The sequence below is a fragment of the Intestinimonas sp. HCP28S3_D6 genome (genome assembly GCF_052065695.1).
Taxonomy (GTDB): Bacteria; Bacillota; Clostridia; order Oscillospirales; family Oscillospiraceae; genus Intestinimonas.
In genome coordinates this window covers 50,378-67,914 of sequence record NZ_JBQHTM010000012.1, presented here as the reverse complement: position 1 = coordinate 67,914, position 17,537 = coordinate 50,378, and the positions used below count along the sequence as shown (strand labels likewise).

The window sequence follows — 17,537 nt, the reverse complement described above, 5'->3', positions numbered from 1 at the left end:
GTTGACTACACTGACAAAGAATCCAGCCTGTTGCAGCGCCAAAGCCACGGGTCTCCAATACATTCCTGTATGCTCCATGACAATTCGAATCTCGCTGCCTTCATCGTCAAGCCCCTGTAGCTTCTCAAGCAGATTCTTGATACCGGTGACATCATGGCCGACGTCAAATGGGAGTAAAGCCACTTCACCGCCTGGTCTTCTGGCTGCCACTGTGCTTTTATATTTTGAAACATCGATTCCAACCGCTGTAATGACTCCTGCGCTCATACACAATCCTCCTTTGTTTGGTTTTATAACCGGCGACCGCCACAGTTCATTACCGATTCAGCTTGCTTAGTCACACGAATGTACGGATTGCTCCGATGATTCAACCTGCGTAAATCGAACGCTGCAATGAGAGGGTCGGCTAACAGTTTGCACAAACGAGCGTGGTTAGCTCAAGCAATGCCCCGTAAGGCCGATTACCTCTTCATTGTAGCTTAGGTTTGAACCGCTGAACAGCATTACCAGCGCAACACCGTTCTTGGGGTCAAACATATTGTAGCAAGCAATGCCTGTGTTAATACACACAGGCCCGCAGAGAAGAAAATCCCTTTGTGATTTTCCTCTCCGCTTGCTTGTTGAGGGCAGCGCCCCAAGCCCCTTTGAACACAGAATTTCATTCTGTGGCGGCGCGTTCTGCGAACGCTTTGGACCATGACCGGCTCACCGCTGGCCGTGGTCTTTTTCTTGTTCCTTTTTCTTGTTCCTTTTTCTGTTCCTCGTCCATTTTCAGCAGCCGGTCCACATTGGCTTTGGCAGTCAAAAGCTCCCGCATTTCCTCACGGGAACGCCGGTACTCGGCATAGGTCTTTTTCTTTTCTTCCAGCAATTTCGCGTACTCCGTCTGCAACTCTTTGACCTTGGGCAGCTTCTTCACGCCCATCTCGTCAAAGGCATTTTTTGCCGCCTGATGGAGCAGGATTTCTTCCTCATGTTCCTCCCGAAACTTCCGGGAATAACCGGCCTTGCGGTATGCCACATAGACCTCACGGGTCTTGGCATAGTTGATGATATGGGTACGCAGGACGGCGATCTCCGCCATGCGTTTCTCCGCCGCCTTGATCTGCACCGAAAGATCATTGTGATGTGCCGTGGCAGCCGCCGCTTTTTCTGCCAGCTCCCCATAATCCAGCAGCTGATGTTCGGTGAGAAAATTTACAGTCTGCGCCATCTGTTTCAGGTTAAAAACCTTGGCCCAGCGCGCATACCCAGCGCCTTTCCCAGCCTGTAATTTTGCCTGAATATCCACCAGCAGATTGACCTTGGGCGGCTCCGGCTGCACGAGGGATTTTTTACGGGGCGTATGCTGTTTTTCACCGGCCAGCACCGCACGGATTTCCGCTTCACTGTACCCGGCCCCCAGCTTGTCATCCATGCGGGCTACATTCTTCCAGCCGGGCGCTTTGAGCCGGATTGCTTTCCCGCGCCGGGATACTTCACAGCCCATTTCCGAAAGCAGCTTTAGCAGCGCGTCAAAGTCCGCCGGTTTCTGCTCCAGCGCATGGTCAATCATCACCCGTAGCTGTTCCCGATGGGAGGGCTTGGCCTGTTCGCCCAGCCACTTGTTGTAGCTTTTTCCGTGGGGTTTTGGGTCCTCCACAATGGACAATCCGTTCTCGATACAGATGGTATCGCTCAAGCGCCGGACGGCTCTGGTGCTGCCCCAAAAGTTGCGGAATTTTCGGTCACAATCTGCATTGACCGCCGACCAGATGATGTGATTATGAACGTGCGATTTGTCTATGTGAGTGCAGACCACAAAGGCGTGATTGCCCTTGGTGAACCGCTTGGCAAATTCCACGCCCAGGCGGTTGGCATCCTCCGGTGTGATCTCTCCGGGTTTGAATGACTGGCGCACATGGTAAGCGATCACATCGTCCGCCCCGCGCACCCGCCCGGTGGCGGCGATATACTGCCGCTTCGCCAGCAGAAACTCTGCATCGGCGGTCCGGCTGTCACAGCCATAGCCGGTAATTAGTTTTCCGTTGTCGGTCTTTTGCGGATTTGCCACATAATCAATGATGTCGCTGACTGCCTGACTTTCGGTGCGGCCCTTGCCGATATGCAGGGGCATGATGCGTGTGGTTGCCATAGATGGAGCCTCCTTTCTCATAAGCAGAGAAGATATTTTCTGATTTTTCATGGGGATTGACATATTTTCTAAAGTTGCATATAATAATAGTACAAGGTAGGCAACGGCGTGTGTCTGCCAAAGCGTTGAAGCATAATAGCGTACCGGAATGCCTTGTTATGCAGAGCTTTCAGTAGGGGTTGTGCAGTAACCTCAAACCGGAGTAGGCTGCAAGCCGAAAGAAAATGCTCAAAGCCGCCTTGCATTGCAGGGCGGCTTTCTTTATGTGGACAGAGAGGTTTTATGGATAAATTACAAAAGTGTGCAAAAGCATTTGAAAATTTGTTGGAGATACAATATCGGATCATTATTGGCCGAAAGGGAAAAACCGTAGAGTTAGTGATTGGCTTCTCCAAACTGGACTTTCATCATTTGATGGGTCTGGGAAAACTGAAAGATTTGCGGATCGCAAAACAAAATCGTGGTTCTGTATTTGATGAAATCATAACCGGAATCACTACCTATGAGACTTTAACAAAAAGCCGTTATTTGGCTCAAATTGAGAACCGGTTTGAGCCGTTGGCGTTGATTGAACAGCTCTTGGACGATAATCGTCTGGTGTTCCGGTACAACGCAAAATTGAATCAATTCTCTTTAATTGAAGCGGACTATTTGCTTTCAACCCCCTTTGAAAACAGCGATATTTATATTTTTATTGCCGAACACAAAGATACCGGAAAATATTTCTGTCGTTCTTTTTTCCCGAAAGAGAAGAAGGATTACACAGAGGGACAGCCACGCTACACCATGCTTTATAAAGAAAAGAGAAACATGGCTACTGGAGAAATTGCTGTCCAATATGACAGGCTCACTCCAAAAAATCAACCGTAATTTCTAAAAAGGGGGTGTTAATTATGCAGCCAATCTCCGTAGAAAAATTTGCTGATATGGTAATGAAGAACAACAAGGGGTATCATAAAAAAGAACTTGTAAAAACATTGAGAGAAACGCTTGCTGCCAAGAAAAACGGTGCAAGATGTATGGTCTGCGGCGCACCGATTTGGGCAGCAGGAAGTGCGATTACCGGCAGTAACCTTTGCTTTACCTGCACAACAGGTGAAGCGGATGACAGCGAAGATTATGAGATAGAGTAAACAGGGTGTCGGAAATACCGACACCCTGTTTTTATCCATAAACTAAATCCTGAATGGCAAACTTCAAGTTCTGCACCTTGCCCAGCAGCCAGATGGCAGCCATCGGCAGACCATAGGGACTAATAAGGAATGCCATCACCAGCAGGATAATGCCGTTTTGCAGGGAACAGGTCAGCAGAACCGCCACACCCAGCAGGGCGATCACCATGCTGATAAGCCCCAGCACCAGACCGGAGACATAGACGATCCCCACACAAATCCAAACGAACAGGGTCAGCGCCAGAATCACCGGAACCATCACGATCTTCAACAGCAGTTTCAACAAAAATACCAATGCCCTCATTGTTATGCCTCCTCTCAAAATCACAGTTCCTGTTCCTGATTCCATTATCCCTGTCTCACAGCCAAAAGGCAAGGATACGGGCAAAAAGAAAAAGCGGAGGAAGGCGCGGCGAAGAAACGCCGTTCCTCCCTCCGCAGATGGGGTATTTGTCCCGGTTATGAAAGTTTGGAAAGCCGGGTCAGTATCTCTTTAACTCCGTCCCATAACTGTTCCTGCCGCTGGGATATATCCTCCAGGTCGGCATCGTAGATACGCCCGGTCTCATGCACCTTGCGGGTCAGCTGGTTTAAGTTGTTGCTGCTTCGGCGCAGCAGGGATACCAGTTCCTTCAGCTCCGGCAAGTCCAGCTGCACCACATAGCCGTCCACAGCCATTTTCCGCAGATAGGCGCTCAGGTTTTTTGTCCCAAACTGTGCCATTTTCTGCTGGATCACATCCATCTCCGCAGCGGATACCCAAAACAGAACCGGCACATCCCGCTTGCGCTTGGGGCTGCTCATCGCTCTGGCTCCCGTTTCTTCGGGGCGGCAGACTTATGGGCGGGCAGCTCCTGTTTGAGCTTATCCCGTACTGAGGGACGGGACGGTTCCAGTTTTTCTCTCTGGGTACGGCTGCGCTGCTGTTCTTCACGCACCAGATCAATAAAACCATCCAGCACAGCAGGGTGGCTGTTTAAGGCATAACCACAACGGACGGTTTCGGGATTATCATTAGGAATGGTCTTAGCCCATTCTTTGTTGCGTCGGGAGTAACGCCCATCCCAGTCCTGAAGCTGGACCGTGTTAGCCAGAACCATAGACACACGCTCCATGCCATAGGTCTCGATCACACCCTTTGCCGCATCGTGGCTGAGATACATTCCGTCGAAGTGCTCCCGCACCGCCGCTTCAATGGACTCCTTGCATTGGCGATTTACATTGTTGGAAGCTCGGTATTGCTCCAGCTCCCCATGTTCTCTCGCATAGGCAGCTGAATGGGGATAGATCGGTGTTGTTCGCAGTTTCTCTTTAGCTCTGCACACATCGTCGGCACGGTTCTCAATGCTGTCCCGGATCACATCCATGTAGCCGGTCTCCAGCTTTTCAAAATAGCGGTACACATCCGCCAGCGGCGTGGGAGAATCCAAAAGCGCCTGGGCCTGTGCGTCGGTCAGCTCCAGCTCCTCCATCGCCATCACGATGTCCTCCCGGACCGTGTACTCATAGGTGTGGTGCAGGATTTCCTCCGGGGGCTGGCTTTTCAGCCAGTCCCGGAATTTATCCTGTTCATCAGACATTTTCTCAAAAAGAGCTGTATTCCAATCTGTTGCATTCATAATCATCGTACCTCCTCGTGTTGTTTTGGTTTCTTTTCAAGGCTGCGTGGTGGCACAGGGCGTTTCAGGCTGTCCAGCACCGAGGGCCGCGCACTCTTGGCAACCACAGTTTCCGGCTGGGCATGACCCTTGCCGTCAATGTTCAGCAAGGTGTCCAGTTCCACCAGACGGGCGGACTTGACCCGCAGATCGTCCTCAAAGGGGAACGGCTTTCCTACTTCCTCCTTGGCTGCGGCCTGCTGCTGGTAAAGGTTCTCCAGCTGATTTTTGACCGCCTCCAGACGCTGGGGCATCTGCGCCAGTGCGTTGTCGATACGGGTAAGATTTCCGCGCGGGTCTGTACCAAGAGTTGCCCTGTGGGTCATCTGTCCTTTCAGCAGGAGCGTATATTCCTGTTTCCAAGCGGAAAATTCCACGGACATGGCATAGCCCCGGTAGCTACCGATCTGCACCGGATCGGAGGTTTTGACCTCCTTGCAGGCATCCAAAAGGGCAGCACCGGCGTTCTCCTTATCGGTCAGCAGGTCTCCACGGATCTCCATACCGGCAAAGCCATCTGCCGGGTGTGGGTGGGCAGCCAGTGTTTCCAAATCGGCTTCAAATCCCTGGATATACCCCTTGTTGGTTTCGATTTCCTGGGGGAAGTATTTGAGCAGCTGGTCCTCCAGACGGTACTGCTTGCTCTGATGGTCGGCTTTCATCAGCTTCAGCTTGGCAACCTCCACATCCAAATCCATGCGTTCCTTGATACGGGGGTCTCCGGCACACAGGGCCTTGATCTCGGCAAAGGAAAGCGCCGTTTCATCCACATCGTCGCAGCTTCTCACAGGCGATTTCGAGGTCATAATCTGGCTGATGAATTTCTGTTTGTTTTCCACCGTCTGCCAGAGGTAGGCATCAAAAGTTCCCTCCGTGACATAGCGGTACACATGGACAAGAGGGTTTTGGTTGCCCTGGCGCTCGATACGGCCCTTGCGCTGGGCAAGGTCTCCCGGACGCCACGGGCAGTCCAAATCATGCAGCGCCACAAGGCGATCCTGCACATTGGTGCCAGCGCCCATCTTGGCAGTGCTGCCTAATAGGACACGCACCTGCCCGGTGCGGACCTTGGAGAACAGTTCCTTTTTCCGTACCTCTGTGTTGGCTTCGTGGATAAAGGCGATCTGCTCGGCAGGCATCCCCTGGGCGATGAGCTTCTGGCGGATGTCCTCATAGATGGTAAAGGCAGGCTCCGGTTCATCCAGTGGGATTGCTTCTTCCAACCCGTGAAGCAGCGGATTGTCCAGCTGTTTGGCTGCCTTTTTGGAGGGAGCTGACTGGGGCGTGGAAATGTCGCAGAACACCAACTGGGTCAGCTTGTCAGCTTCGCCGTCCCGCCAGATCTGCATGATGTTGTCCACGCACTGATTGACCTTTGTACCAGGTTCATCCGGCAGCATCTGGTTGACGATTCTCTGGTCAAGCCCCAGCTTGCGGCCATCCGAGGTGATTTTGAGCATATTATCCACCGACGGGTCCACACTGCCTCTGTGTACTTCGGAAGCGCGCTCAGAGAGTGCCTTCACCATTTCCTGCTGATGTTCGGTGGGCTGTGCCACGATGTTGTGGTATTCCACTTCCGGGGTGGGCAGGTTCAACTGGTCGGCGGTCTTGATGTCCGCCACCTCTTTGAACAGGTTCATCAGCTCCGGCAGGTTGAAAAACTTGGAGAATCGGGTGCGCGCCCGATAGCCGGTTCCCTCCGGGGCCAGTTCCAGCGCCGTGACGGTTTCTCCGAAACGGCTGGCCCAGCAGTCGAAATGGGTCATGTTCAGTTCTTGCAGGCGGTCATACTGGAGATACCGCTGCATGGTGTAAAGCTCGGTCATGGAGTTGCTGACCGGGGTGCCGGTGGCAAAAATCACGCCACGGTTTCCGGTAATCTCGTCCATATAGCGGCACTTGGCGAACATATCGCTGGACTTTTGGGCATCGCTGGTGGAGAGACCTGCCACATTCCGCATTTTTGTGTATAGAAACAGGTTTTTATAGTTGTGGGCCTCGTCCACAAACAAACGGTCCACGCCCAGCTGCTCGAATGTCACCACATCGTCCTTGCGGCCCTCAGCCTGCAATTTCTCCAATCTGGCTTCCAGCGATTTGCGGGTGCGTTCCAGCTGCTTGACAGTAAAACGCTCGCCGCCGCTGGCCTGTACCTCTGCAATCCCTTCCGTGATCTCGTCGATCTGTTCATAGAGAAGCCGTTCCTGACGCTCTCGGCTGATGGGGATACGCTCAAACTGGCTGTGTCCCATGATGATGGCATCATAGTCGCCGGTGGCGATCCGGGCGCAGAACTTCTTACGGTTGTGGGTCTCAAAGTCCTTTTTCGTGGTGACAAGGATGTTGGCGGAAGGATAGAGCCGCAGAAACTCCGAAGCCCACTGCTCGGTCAGGTGGTTTGGCACAACAAAGAGGGATTTCTGGCACAGCCCCAGACGCTTACTCTCCATGGCGGCAGCCACCATTTCAAAGGTTTTGCCCGCGCCTACTTCGTGCGCCAGCAGCGTATTGCCGCCGTACATCACATGGGCAATGGCGTTCAGCTGATGCTCCCGCAGGGTAATGGACGGGTTCATGCCGCCAAAAACAATATGGCTGCCGTCATACTCGCGGGGGCGGGTGGAGTTCATTTCCTCGTTGTACTGGCGCACCAGAGCTTGACGGCGCTCCGGGTCTTTCCAAATCCAGTCCTTGAAAGCATCCCGGATAGCCTGCTGCTTTTGGGCTGCCAGCGTGGTTTCCTTGGCGTTCAGCACCCGGCGCTCTTTGCCGTCTGCGTCCTCCACCGTGTCATAGATACGGACATCCCGCAGGTTCAAGGAATCCTCCAAAATCTTGTAGGCGTTGGCACGGCTGGTTCCATAGGTGGTATAGGCGGCCACATTGTTCTGACTGATGGAGCTTTTGCCGGTGATCTGCCACTCTGCTGTAAACGGGGTGTAGTTGACCTGGACATTCCGCTGCATATAAAACGGGGTATCAAAGGTCTCATACATAAACTGCTGGATGTACTCTTTGTCGATCCAGGTAGCACCCAGACGCACCTCAATCTCCGACGCATCCAGGTCTTTGGGCTGGGCAGCGGTAAGGGCCTCCACATTGACTGCAAAGGAAGGGTCCTGCTGTGCGGCCCGCTGTGCCTGACGCAGCTTGCGCCGCACATTGCCGGACAGATACTCGTCGGCGGTCACATAATGGGGAGTGCCGTCTTTCTCCACCTGTCCCGGCACACGGAAGATCACGCCTTGCAGCTCGGCAGCCAGTTCTTCTTTTGTTTTTCCGGTAAGCTGGCTCATATAGTCCATGTCCACGCAGGCTTTTTCGGAGATGGACACCGCCAGTGCTTCACTTGCCGTATCCACCACAGCCACCGCCTGATGGGGCTTGATGGTCCGCTTGGTGAACATATCTGCCTTGCGTTCCAGCTTTCCGTCCTCGTCGATGACTTCCAGCGCACAGAGCAGGTAATAGGAAGAATCGTCTGCATAGGCCAGACGGTTTGCACGGTCATTGATGAGACCGTATTGGGAAGAAAAGCTGTCATAGAGGCTGTTCAGTTCCGCCTGCTTCTCCCGAATGGTGCTGTCCGGAACCGCTGCATCCATCTGAAGGTCGATCAGTTCCTGCACACAATCACGCAGTCCCACAAGACCTTTTACACGGGCTTCTGCGGTGGTGTTGAGATCCGGGCGCACCATACGGCTGTTTTCCCGGAAATACACAGTGCCGTCCACAACGGTGTAGGAGTAATTTTTCACATTGGGGTCGGCGGGGATAGAAGTGCCAATGGCTTCGCCTTCGCCCAGCTCCGGCAACTCTGCCTCCTGATAAGTGCCATGAATATACTTCACCGCATCATGCAGCTGGTCGGAAAGCTCCAGTCCCTCGATAGGGTTCACGGTGTAGTCCATGCCATGGGCGGTGCTTTCCGGTTCCTGTCGGCCCAGCACCATTTCCGGGTGGTCCAGGAAATAGCGGTTGATGGCAAAGCCGTCCTGCGTCGTCGTGGACTGCGCCTGCTCGTTTCCGCCTTGCGGCGAAAAGCTCGCTTGCTCCGTCGCTCCTCCTTCTCCCACAAAGTCTTGCGACTTTGCGGGAACCCTGATAATGCCGGTCTGGGTCCATTCCGGCACAATGTCCAGCGGACGGTCACGCTTTTGCAGGAAAATGATGTCCGAAACGACCTCTGCACCAGCGTTTTTCTTGAAAGCGTCATTGGGCAGACGGATGGCTCCCAGCAGCTCGGCACGTTGAGCAAGATAGCGGCGCACGGTGGAATCCTTGGCGTCCATCGTATAGCGGCTGGTGACAAAGGCCACCACGCCGCCGGGACGCACCTGGTCGAGTGCTTTGGCAAAAAAGTAGTTGTGGATGCTGAAATTCAGCTTGTCATAGGCTTTATCTCGAACCTGATACTGGCCGAAAGGCACATTACCAATGGCAAGGTCATAGAAATCTCGCCTGTCGGTGGTCTCAAACCCGGCCACGGTGATGTCGGCCTTGGGGTAGAGCTGCTTTGCAATCCGTCCACTGATGGAATCCAGCTCCACTCCGTACAGACGGCTGTTTCGCATTTCCTCCGGCAGCATACCGAAGAAATTGCCCACACCGCAGGACGGCTCCAGGATGTTGCCGGTCTCAAATCCCATGCGGCCCACGGTCTCATAGATGGCCCGGATTACCGTGGGACTGGTGTAGTGCGCGTTGAGGGTGGAACCTCTGGCGGCAGTATATTCTTCCGGGGTCAGCAGCTCTTTCAGCTGGGTATATTCCGCAGCCCATGCGGGCTTCTCCGGGTCAAAGGCGTCGGCCAGACCGCCCCAGCCCACATATTGAGAAAGAACCTCCTGCTGTTCGGGGCTTGCCTGCTGTCCGGCAGCTTCCAGCTCTTTCAGCAAACGAATGGCATTAACATTTGCATGGAACTTGGCTTTCGGACCGCCTTCACCCAGGTGGTCGTCGGTGATACGGAAATTCTCAGCGGTGCGGCGCAGGTTGTCCTTGTATTCCCCGTAAGCGGCTTCCTCGGCGGCTCTGGCATTGGGGAAGGTCTGCCACTCGCCGTTTACCTGAATGGAAACGGGGTGTTCGTCCAGCACTTCATCCAGAGTTTTTTCCGGCTCAGCGGCAGGTGCAGGCGGCTCTGGCTCATTGGTTCGCAAGGTCTGGACAACCACATCATAAGGCAGATGGTTCTTGTCACCGGGATAAACTGTCACCGGCTCAGTGGTAAAACCGGGCTGTGCAGGTTCCGGCTTCTGCTCCAAATGCTGACGAATGACTGAAATCGGCTCCACCCGGAAGATGGGGAATCCCACCGCATTTGCAAAGGTCACATCTTGAAGTTCCACCCGGCCAATATCCGGCTCCAGCTTGCTGACCCGGAAAGTGCGCCCATCCAATGCAAAGGTGGTCTCGCCGGGAATTAGGTTGTGACGGGCATACTCGGCATCGGAAAGCGATTGGTTCGACTGCTTCTGTTCTTCAGCGGCAATCTGCTCCACATCCGCCATCACGCGCTGAATGAACGGGTCATTGTCCAGCTTTTCTTCGTCCACCAGCTCGCCATTCACAATACCGCGCTCGGCCAGCGCCTCCCGGATGGCGATGGGGTCGATGTTGTCAAACCGGTCCTGTTCCGCTTCGGTATAAAACCGGTCCTCCTTGATAAGCTGAGCGATCCGGCGCTGTACCTTGGGCCAGGGCAGCTCAATTCCCTCTGGGCTTCCGGCGCGGATCACAAACAGGCTCTTGCTGTCACTGCCGCTGTATTCCTGAGCCAGCCATGCAGCGGTATCTTTTTCCCGCCCATGCTGTTCCATGTAGCGGACAACGGCGTGTTTGCTCTGAATATCGCCGTTCCATGCGCGGATGGCATCGTCAATGTCATCCTGCGAGAGAGGACGCAGCATTTCATGGAGCCGTGGGTAGGTTTCGTCAATTACTTCCCGGTGCAGCCGTTGGCGGAACTCCGGCACATCGGAATAGAGCCGAATCAGCTCCAAATCACCGGAGCCGAGAACGGCACGGCGGATGGCGGCATTGCCCTCGATGACAGCATTTTCACGGTCAGAATGACCGCAGGCATTGCGGTATGCGGCATCCTCGGAAATGGCGGCAGTCACCACAGGCTTATATTGCTCATACAATTCCCGAATCGTAGGGGATGTGGTTGCTTCTGTATCCCGGAATACTCTGTTCCCGTCTGCACCAAACTCCGCTTCCTGAGCGTCGATGTGCTGCTCTGCCTCATGGTCGATGGAGGGCATGGAATACTCCTGACGCTCCCTGCCGCCCTCCGGGACAGCGGAAATGGTCACATCATGCTGATCCCGCAGCTGTTCCACAACCTGTTCCAGCCGGTTTGCCGGAAAGCCGCACATTTCCACACGGCCACCGCCGGGGATAGCGCGGGTTGTAAGGTTGAATCCCAGCTCCGCAGCGGCGGTTTTAGCATCCTCGCCGTACAGCTCAAAGAAATCGCCCATCTGATACAGAACCATATCATCCGGGTGATGCTCCTTGACCCCGTTGTATTCCCATATCTCCGGTGTCGGTTGCTGGGCCTGAATCGCATCGTCCTCGGCCAGCGCCTTTTCCTCCCGAATTTTGTCATACTCAGCCTGTTCCTGCTCGGTGAGGTAACGGCCTTTCCGAATCAGTTCGGTGATCCGCTTGGACACCTTTTCCCAAGTGAAGTTGACGTCCGGGCAGTCTTGCTTTTTATAGTGCAGTCCTTTCCCATCGTGATCTTCGCCGCTGTGTGTTGCACCGGACAAGGCATGAGAGCGTCCGCCAATGCCATACTCGTCTTTGAGGAATCTCACTTTCTCCTTATCCGTATGGTTTGCCATGAAGAACGCATAGATACGGCCTTTTCCTCCGGCGAAACTGCTTCCGCCGGTCATGGCGGCGTCGATCTCATCCTCGGTAATAAAGTGCTGGACGGTTGGCACTTGGGAAAGGTCTGAAGAAAAGGTCCTGCGGGGCAGGTCAAGGTCCTTCAAGTTCTCCCAGATCTCCCTTGGTCTGTGATAGTGAAAACGCAACAGATCACGGTCCTGCTGATAGGCAGTCCAGAAGGCGGCGTATTCTTCCTTGAGTGTCTGGCGGAAAGCCGGGTCACTCAGCTGCTCCGTCAGGCGGCGGGTCTCCTCCGGGAAACCATTGCCTTTGATCTCTGACAGACAGGACAGATACCCGGCTTCTCTGGCTTTATCGCTGAAATCGTGGTACAGATGCCAAAGTTTTTCCGTAAGGAGGGAGCGTTCATAGCCCGCTGCCTCGGTCAGCTCCACATTGGTGGCAAAATTTCCGTCCTGCAAAAGCTGGCCGATGCGCTCGGCGGCGCTCTCCCAGGAAATGACCTGGGCGGACTTGTCGTAACGGGCTGTTTTGCCGTGGGAAAGATGGATACCGTCCTCGGCATACCATGCGGTGACGCTGCCGATCCCGTTGCCGCCGTGATAGAGCGTTTTCAGTATCTCGGCAATCTCAGCGGTAGTTTTCTGCTTTTCAAAGGCTGCAACCACACGCTCCCTTTGGCGGTCCGTGTTGCCGCCCAGCCGCAGCACATGGTCAATATCCGCCTGGGCAAAAGAAAAAGCAGAGGATGTTTTCACATTCTCTGCTTCATCTATGATTCGGATTTGTTCGTTTTCGGAGAGGAAGAAACTCAGCTGTGAATAAGCTCCGCCATCAGAATCTCCTCGGCCTGCGCCTTGCAGGTGTTCATCAGGCCCACCCAGCGCATCGGATCGCTTGCTTTCAGCTGCTCTGTTGCGCCCGCGTCTTTCGCCAGCTGGGGCATCAGCTGCTCCAGACGGCTCTGTGCGGTCTCGTCGATTTCCAGCAGGTGTGGGTACAGCTTCTCGCTCAGCAGCATCTGGTTGTAGAGGATGGGACGGTGTTCCTTCAGGTAGGTTTTCCTCATCCTGCCGTACTTGCCCAGGGGCTTCTCTGGCTGCTGGCTCAGCTTCAGGTCGGGAATCAGATAATCTCCGTTCTGGATGTAGTTCATGGGATTCTTCATGTTGGGGTCTCCTTTCTTTGATGGCCTCACGCTCGGCATTTCGGATGGTAACGCCGATCTGCCGCAGCACCTGTTGATTGATCTGGCTGACCGCCGTTCCCAGTGCGCCGATGGTAGCAGGGGTGTTGAAGTCGAAAATCGCCATAAAGTCCTCATGGGTAAAATAGCGTTCCGGCTCCAGTCCGCAGCGAGACATCAGGGCGTAGGAAATGCTGACGGTGGCGGCTGCCTTAAACTGCACTCCGATGTTATACTCATCATATTCCTCCAAAAAGGAACCGTCAACGATATAGAAGAAGTCCTGCTGATGCTCCGTCCAGTATTCCTCAGCCAGTTTTCCGGCTACCTCAGTGAGCTGTCCGGCAAGGTCATCACCGGAAACATCATAGGTGCGCTCCAGCATGACCTGCACGGAATCCAGATGGCGCTCCTCCAGCTGCCACAGCCAAGGAGTGCGGGAATGTTCACGGGTTCCGGTGTCCGTGATGTCGAACACATAGCGCAAACGGGGTCTATCACCGGAATCGTCCACCAGGGCGATACCCTTGGAGCCGCGCCTTACATACCGGCCCATCTTTTCATTCCACAAATCGTACTCTGCACAGGCGGTAGCGTCCGGGCGCTGGGCGTAGATCATCAGCTGCTCATGGAACGGGTACTTGTAAAGGCGGGAAGCAGTAGTGAGAAACCCTGCCCATTCCTGCCAGCTCCCCGTGAGCTGCGTTGTCACCTTCTCCGCCATCTGTGCATATAGTTCGGCTTTGGTTGGCATGGTGTTCTGTCCTCCTTTCGGTTTTTGGGTAAAAGAAAAGCAGGAAACCTAAAAGATTTCCTGCTAAGTAAAACTGTGAGTATTAAATTATTATTGGTTATACAAACTTGAATTTACATAAATCTGTTTATCAAATTATACGCTGTAACTGCATAGACAAAAATTGCTACACCTACAAATATTATAGCATCTTTCTTTGCCCCTTTATCATAACAATCCTTTGCATTTGTCAAAAGGGTTAATCCCATAAAAACAAACATAATTGGCATTGTAACATCATAGGAGATTATATTCATCAGTCCTAGAGAGGCAGAAATAATAGTTAAAACGGTAAATATTACTTTCCAAATACGCATACATAGTCCTCCTTTACAAATTCCGATTTGTTGCTTACATTATACTTCATTCATCCCTCCAAGTATAGTAGGAGTTTGTAAAGAATTGAGAGAAACCGCCTTCCCATCGAACAGTTTCTCTCACTATGTCATCCCGACACGATAAATTTACTGGTCAAAATCCGGGTACAACTCCAGCTCGGCAAACTCGGCATCGCTCATAGCCTGGAGCTTCATCAGGGCGCTGTCGGTCAGTTCCCTCAGTTCCGTTTCCTCCGGCGAAAGTTCGCCGCGCATCTCGGTCAGAGCCTCCATCAGCCCGGTGCGGCTGCCGGTGTTGTAAATGCACATCAGGTTCATTTCTTCAAAAGTAAAGTTTCCCATATCATAGCTCCCTTTCTGCGCTCTTTTTAGGCGCTGTCTTTTTGTGTTCCGTCCGGGGCTGGCTTTTCAGCTGCTCCATGACGGACTTTTTCTTGTCCCGTTCCTCCCGATGGGCAGCGGCAGCCAGATCCATCAGGGAAATGGGCTGACCGCTGCGGGCCTGCTGTTCCAGCTGCGCCACGGTCGGCTCTTTTGGGCCGTTGTTGATGATGCCGTCGATCATGCCGTAGTCATCCTCCAGCATCATTTCCGCATTTTTCAGCGGATTGTCCGGCAGGAATCCGGGAATCTCGGTGAAACCAACGCTGTCGCAGTAATGACAGGATACTTTACCGTCCTGCTTGATGGCAACGATGTCGCTGACACTCAGGGAAGGGCTGTGAAAATCCACAGGCTTTTTCAGGTTGAACTGTTCATACAGCGTTTCCAGCTGCTCCATAGTGCTGCCGGAACCGTTCAGCGGGGCGGTGTAGATTAAGTCATAATTACTTCGGTCCACGGCCAGATTGTGCGATTGCAGCCAGTCCAGATTCATAAACCGTACATTCTGCGGATCGTCCCGGCTCACCTGATAAATGGCAAAGCAGCAGCCCTCATGGGCAAGAAATGCCTGCTCCCGTTCCAGCTGCCGTTCCTGCCGTTCCAGCACCTTTTCATGGAACTGGGGGCTTTTCTCCCATTCCTCACGGTCCACACCAAAAATGCCGCCATGATCCATGATTTCCTGCGAGTCAAATACCAAACTCTCCGTATTGTCCTCATGGAGGACATAGACGGTCAGACCGGCAGCGTCCAGTTCCAGCGCCCGTTCTCTGGTGACAGGCAGCATCCCATCGTAAAAGTAGCCGTATTCCTGCATATCCGAAACAGATACTTCGCTGTCGGGCATAGGGTACTCATCCAAAGGCTGTTCCTGAGCATCCGGCAGCTGGGTGGCGGTTGCTTCTGCGCTCTGCTGGCTGACCTGTTCCTGCATTTGCTGGCAGGCGGCATCCTGCAAGGTCTCAATCATAGACAGCGGGGCATCCTGAACAGACGGATTTTCCAGTTCCAGCCCCTCACAAATCTGCCGGACAGCGGCGGAACGGGACAGTTTCGGGGCATCCAGCTGGCCGCCGTCCAGTTCTTTCATGGTTTCCTTGTCATAGAGGGTATAGTCCCAGCCGGTATCGCACGGCTGAATGTGCAGATAGGTGGCATCGTCCAGAAGAAACAGGGCTTCCTGCGGTATATCCGCCTGTTCCTGCTCCTGTTTGGCGGTCAGGTCAATGCCGCGCTCCTTACAGATTTCCTTGTAGTGGCGTTCGATGTTGTTAATCAGCTCACAGGAAGTCTTATTGATGGTCTCCAGGCTGGCTCGTAATTCTTTCAGCTCCTTGCCCTTGGACCAGGAAGCGATGTAACCGAAGCTGTTTTCCCCGGTCTGGATACCAAAATACTGGCAGACTGCATAGGAAATGCTTTCCGCTTCGACTTCTTCCGTGCGACGGTCCTTTTTCTGTTCCTGCAAAAACTGCGAGAGGGTAAGCATACCGCCGTTAAAATTCAGTCCGGTCTCATCTGTAAAATACAGCCTGCCTTCTTCTGGAAATTCTAACGGTGCAGTCAAAATAACAGAACCAGCGTGGTTCACCACCACTCTTTCCTCAACACAAATTGGGGAACCGGGGTCGTCATCCGAACCGCGCAGGTCATAGCAATAAACGCCTTCGGGCAGATCATCACGGGAAATACGCCCGTTGGAAAACAGGGCGGGTTTCTCAAATAACTCCACCTCCTGATATTGTTCGTCATTGTCAATTTGAATTTTTTTCTGATTATGGAGCTTGCTGTGTGCAATTTCATGGACAGTGGCAGAAACGGTCTGCACCTCGCTCATGCCTTCCCGGATGGCGATGCGCTGCTGGTCGGGGGAAAAATAGCCGTCCGTGTTGGCGACCATCGGCTCAAACTCGATGGGAACCGGGGCAGAGCGCCGCAGGGCTTCCAGAAAGGCTTCATAGTGCGGCACAGTCCCCGAAAGGCTGGAGGCCAGCTCCGGCAGGGGCTTGCCATCGGTCTGGCTCACATCAAACACCTTGACCGGGCGAAACATGGGGATTTCAATTTCTTTTTCCTCCATGACCGCCTTACCGTCTGCATCCAGAATGGGGGCATGGGTGTCCGGGTCGCGCTTCATTTCCTCGATTTTCTTTTTGTAGGGCGTGGGGGCGATGATGGTGATGCCATGCTCGCCCTTTTTCACATGGCGCGCAAACTGGTTTTTCCACTTGTTGAATCCAGCCACCAGCGTAGCTTCCGGCTTCTGCATATAGATGAGCATGGTGTTGTTCACCGAATAACGGTGAAACTTGGACATGACGGACAGATAGCGCATATACTTTTCGCTCTCGAACAGCTCCTTGATACCCTGTTCGATACCCGCCGTGATTTCCTGCAACCGTTCCCGGTTGGTGGGCTTATCAGCCATGATGTTCACTCTCCTCTCTAAATTGGCGATTGTTGATTGATGTTCAGCGATCCATAGCTTTTGTTCCTCCGGGCTGTCCTCCAGAAAAGAATCCAGCAGATAGCCGATATAATCCTTTTGCTGCACCGCCTCTAAAAAACGGGGGTGCATGGGTTCCTCCGGTGTTTTGGGTGTGTAGCCCGCTTCCCACTTGCGGAGAAGATGGAAGTAGTCCGCCAGAACCCGAAAGGCATGGTCCCGGTTCTCCTGAAACTTCTGCGCCTCGGTTTTCAGGCGAACATATCTCCTGCGGGGCGGAGCCTGACTGTCATAGATAAGGCCAAAATCCTGCGCCAGCTTCTCGGCGGCTTCCTTGGGGGACAGGTTGTAGCGCCGGGCGGTCAGGTCTATCACATCGCCGGTGGCTCCGCAACCGAAACAGTAGAAATATTCTTCGTTCAACTTCATGCTGGGATTTTTGTCATCGTGGAAGGGACAGCAGGCCATGCCGCCCCTTTTGACCTCAATCCCATATCGTTCTGCGGCTTCCCGAATGGTGACAGACTGCTTGACCGTCTCAAATACATTTGCGCCCATC

Annotated in this window: 12 protein-coding genes and 2 pseudogenes; 3 read left to right on the top strand and 11 right to left on the bottom strand. The window is 53.5% G+C overall.

Annotated features, from left to right (window positions below):
* Positions 1–267: IS110 family transposase (locus tag ACTNBK_RS06150; protein ID WP_441144513.1), on the bottom strand; the 267-nt coding region annotated here is incomplete at its 3' end.
* A 454-nt stretch (positions 268–721) separates the two neighbouring features.
* A pseudogene (locus ACTNBK_RS06145) lies at positions 722–2,134 on the bottom strand (relaxase/mobilization nuclease domain-containing protein); the annotation flags it as partial.
* Positions 2,135–2,416: 282 nt separating this feature from the next.
* Between ACTNBK_RS06145 and ACTNBK_RS06140 the strand changes: the two are divergent.
* The gene (locus ACTNBK_RS06140) at positions 2,417–3,004 is read left to right on the top strand and encodes a PBECR4 domain-containing protein (protein WP_257359521.1); all 588 of its coding nucleotides are present in this window, start codon (positions 2,417–2,419) and stop codon (positions 3,002–3,004) included.
* 23 nt (positions 3,005–3,027) lie between these two features.
* Positions 3,028–3,267 carry a hypothetical protein gene (locus ACTNBK_RS06135; protein WP_215630133.1) on the top strand — a complete coding sequence of 80 codons (240 nt, stop codon included), beginning with the start codon at positions 3,028–3,030 and terminating at the stop codon, positions 3,265–3,267.
* A gap of 31 nt (positions 3,268–3,298) precedes the next feature.
* On the opposite strand, the gene ACTNBK_RS06130 is transcribed toward ACTNBK_RS06135, so the two are convergent.
* The 6 genes and pseudogenes from ACTNBK_RS06130 to ACTNBK_RS06105 form a co-directional block, all read right to left on the bottom strand.
* Entirely contained in the window at positions 3,299–3,610 is a 312-nt protein-coding gene (locus ACTNBK_RS06130; RefSeq protein WP_441144510.1) for a CD1845 family protein, read from the bottom strand.
* A gap of 155 nt (positions 3,611–3,765) precedes the next feature.
* Positions 3,766–4,110, bottom strand: coding sequence for a plasmid mobilization protein (locus ACTNBK_RS06125; RefSeq protein ID WP_242407483.1), 345 nt, complete (start codon positions 4,108–4,110; stop codon positions 3,766–3,768).
* Entirely contained in the window at positions 4,107–4,925 is an 819-nt protein-coding gene (locus ACTNBK_RS06120; protein ID WP_441144508.1) for a DUF3849 domain-containing protein, read from the bottom strand. Before ACTNBK_RS06120 ends, ACTNBK_RS06125 begins: the two co-directional genes overlap by 4 nt.
* 2 nt (positions 4,926–4,927) lie before the next feature.
* Positions 4,928–10,789, bottom strand: coding sequence for an SNF2-related protein (locus tag ACTNBK_RS06115; RefSeq protein WP_441144521.1), 5,862 nt, complete (start codon positions 10,787–10,789; stop codon positions 4,928–4,930).
* 519 nt (positions 10,790–11,308) lie between these two features.
* A pseudogene (locus ACTNBK_RS06110) lies at positions 11,309–11,821 on the bottom strand (hypothetical protein); the annotation flags it as partial.
* Positions 11,822–12,642: 821 nt separating this feature from the next.
* Positions 12,643–12,999, bottom strand: coding sequence for a TnpV protein (locus tag ACTNBK_RS06105; RefSeq protein ID WP_441144507.1), 357 nt, complete (start codon positions 12,997–12,999; stop codon positions 12,643–12,645).
* Between ACTNBK_RS06105 and ACTNBK_RS06100 the strand changes: the two genes are divergently transcribed.
* Positions 12,986–13,753, top strand: a complete 768-nt coding sequence (locus tag ACTNBK_RS06100; protein ID WP_441144505.1) for a hypothetical protein — start codon at positions 12,986–12,988, stop codon at positions 13,751–13,753. The two genes, ACTNBK_RS06105 and ACTNBK_RS06100, sit on opposite strands and share 14 nt — an antisense overlap.
* A gap of 131 nt (positions 13,754–13,884) precedes the next feature.
* Here ACTNBK_RS06100 and ACTNBK_RS06095 read toward each other — a convergent pair whose 3' ends face one another.
* The 3 genes from ACTNBK_RS06095 to ACTNBK_RS06085 form a co-directional block, all read right to left on the bottom strand.
* On the bottom strand, positions 13,885–14,127 hold the full coding sequence (locus ACTNBK_RS06095; RefSeq protein WP_441144503.1) for a hypothetical protein: 243 nt from the start codon (positions 14,125–14,127) through the stop codon (positions 13,885–13,887).
* Between the two features lie 147 nt (positions 14,128–14,274).
* Entirely contained in the window at positions 14,275–14,490 is a 216-nt protein-coding gene (locus tag ACTNBK_RS06090; RefSeq protein ID WP_441144502.1) for a transposon-transfer assisting family protein, read from the bottom strand.
* 1 nt (position 14,491) lies between these two features.
* Positions 14,492–17,536 carry an LPD28 domain-containing protein gene (locus ACTNBK_RS06085; protein WP_441144500.1) on the bottom strand — a complete coding sequence of 1,015 codons (3,045 nt, stop codon included), beginning with the start codon at positions 17,534–17,536 and terminating at the stop codon, positions 14,492–14,494.
* Position 17,537 lies beyond the last annotated feature (1 nt).

Coding starts and splice junctions, on each gene's coding strand:
- ACTNBK_RS06125 (WP_242407483.1), bottom strand. CDS start 4,110: ATGAGCAGCCCCAAGCGCAAGCGGGATGTGCCGGTTCTGTTTTGGGTA.
- ACTNBK_RS06100 (WP_441144505.1), top strand. CDS start 12,986: ATGGGATTCTTCATGTTGGGGTCTCCTTTCTTTGATGGCCTCACGCTC.
- ACTNBK_RS06135 (WP_215630133.1), top strand. CDS start 3,028: ATGCAGCCAATCTCCGTAGAAAAATTTGCTGATATGGTAATGAAGAAC.
- ACTNBK_RS06105 (WP_441144507.1), bottom strand. CDS start 12,999: ATGAAGAATCCCATGAACTACATCCAGAACGGAGATTATCTGATTCCC.
- ACTNBK_RS06095 (WP_441144503.1), bottom strand. CDS start 14,127: ATGCGTATTTGGAAAGTAATATTTACCGTTTTAACTATTATTTCTGCC.
- ACTNBK_RS06115 (WP_441144521.1), bottom strand. CDS start 10,789: ATGGAACAGCATGGGCGGGAAAAAGATACCGCTGCATGGCTGGCTCAG.
- ACTNBK_RS06085 (WP_441144500.1), bottom strand. CDS start 17,536: ATGGGCGCAAATGTATTTGAGACGGTCAAGCAGTCTGTCACCATTCGG.
- ACTNBK_RS06090 (WP_441144502.1), bottom strand. CDS start 14,490: ATGGGAAACTTTACTTTTGAAGAAATGAACCTGATGTGCATTTACAAC.
- ACTNBK_RS06120 (WP_441144508.1), bottom strand. CDS start 4,925: ATGAATGCAACAGATTGGAATACAGCTCTTTTTGAGAAAATGTCTGAT.
- ACTNBK_RS06140 (WP_257359521.1), top strand. CDS start 2,417: ATGGATAAATTACAAAAGTGTGCAAAAGCATTTGAAAATTTGTTGGAG.
- ACTNBK_RS06130 (WP_441144510.1), bottom strand. CDS start 3,610: ATGAGGGCATTGGTATTTTTGTTGAAACTGCTGTTGAAGATCGTGATG.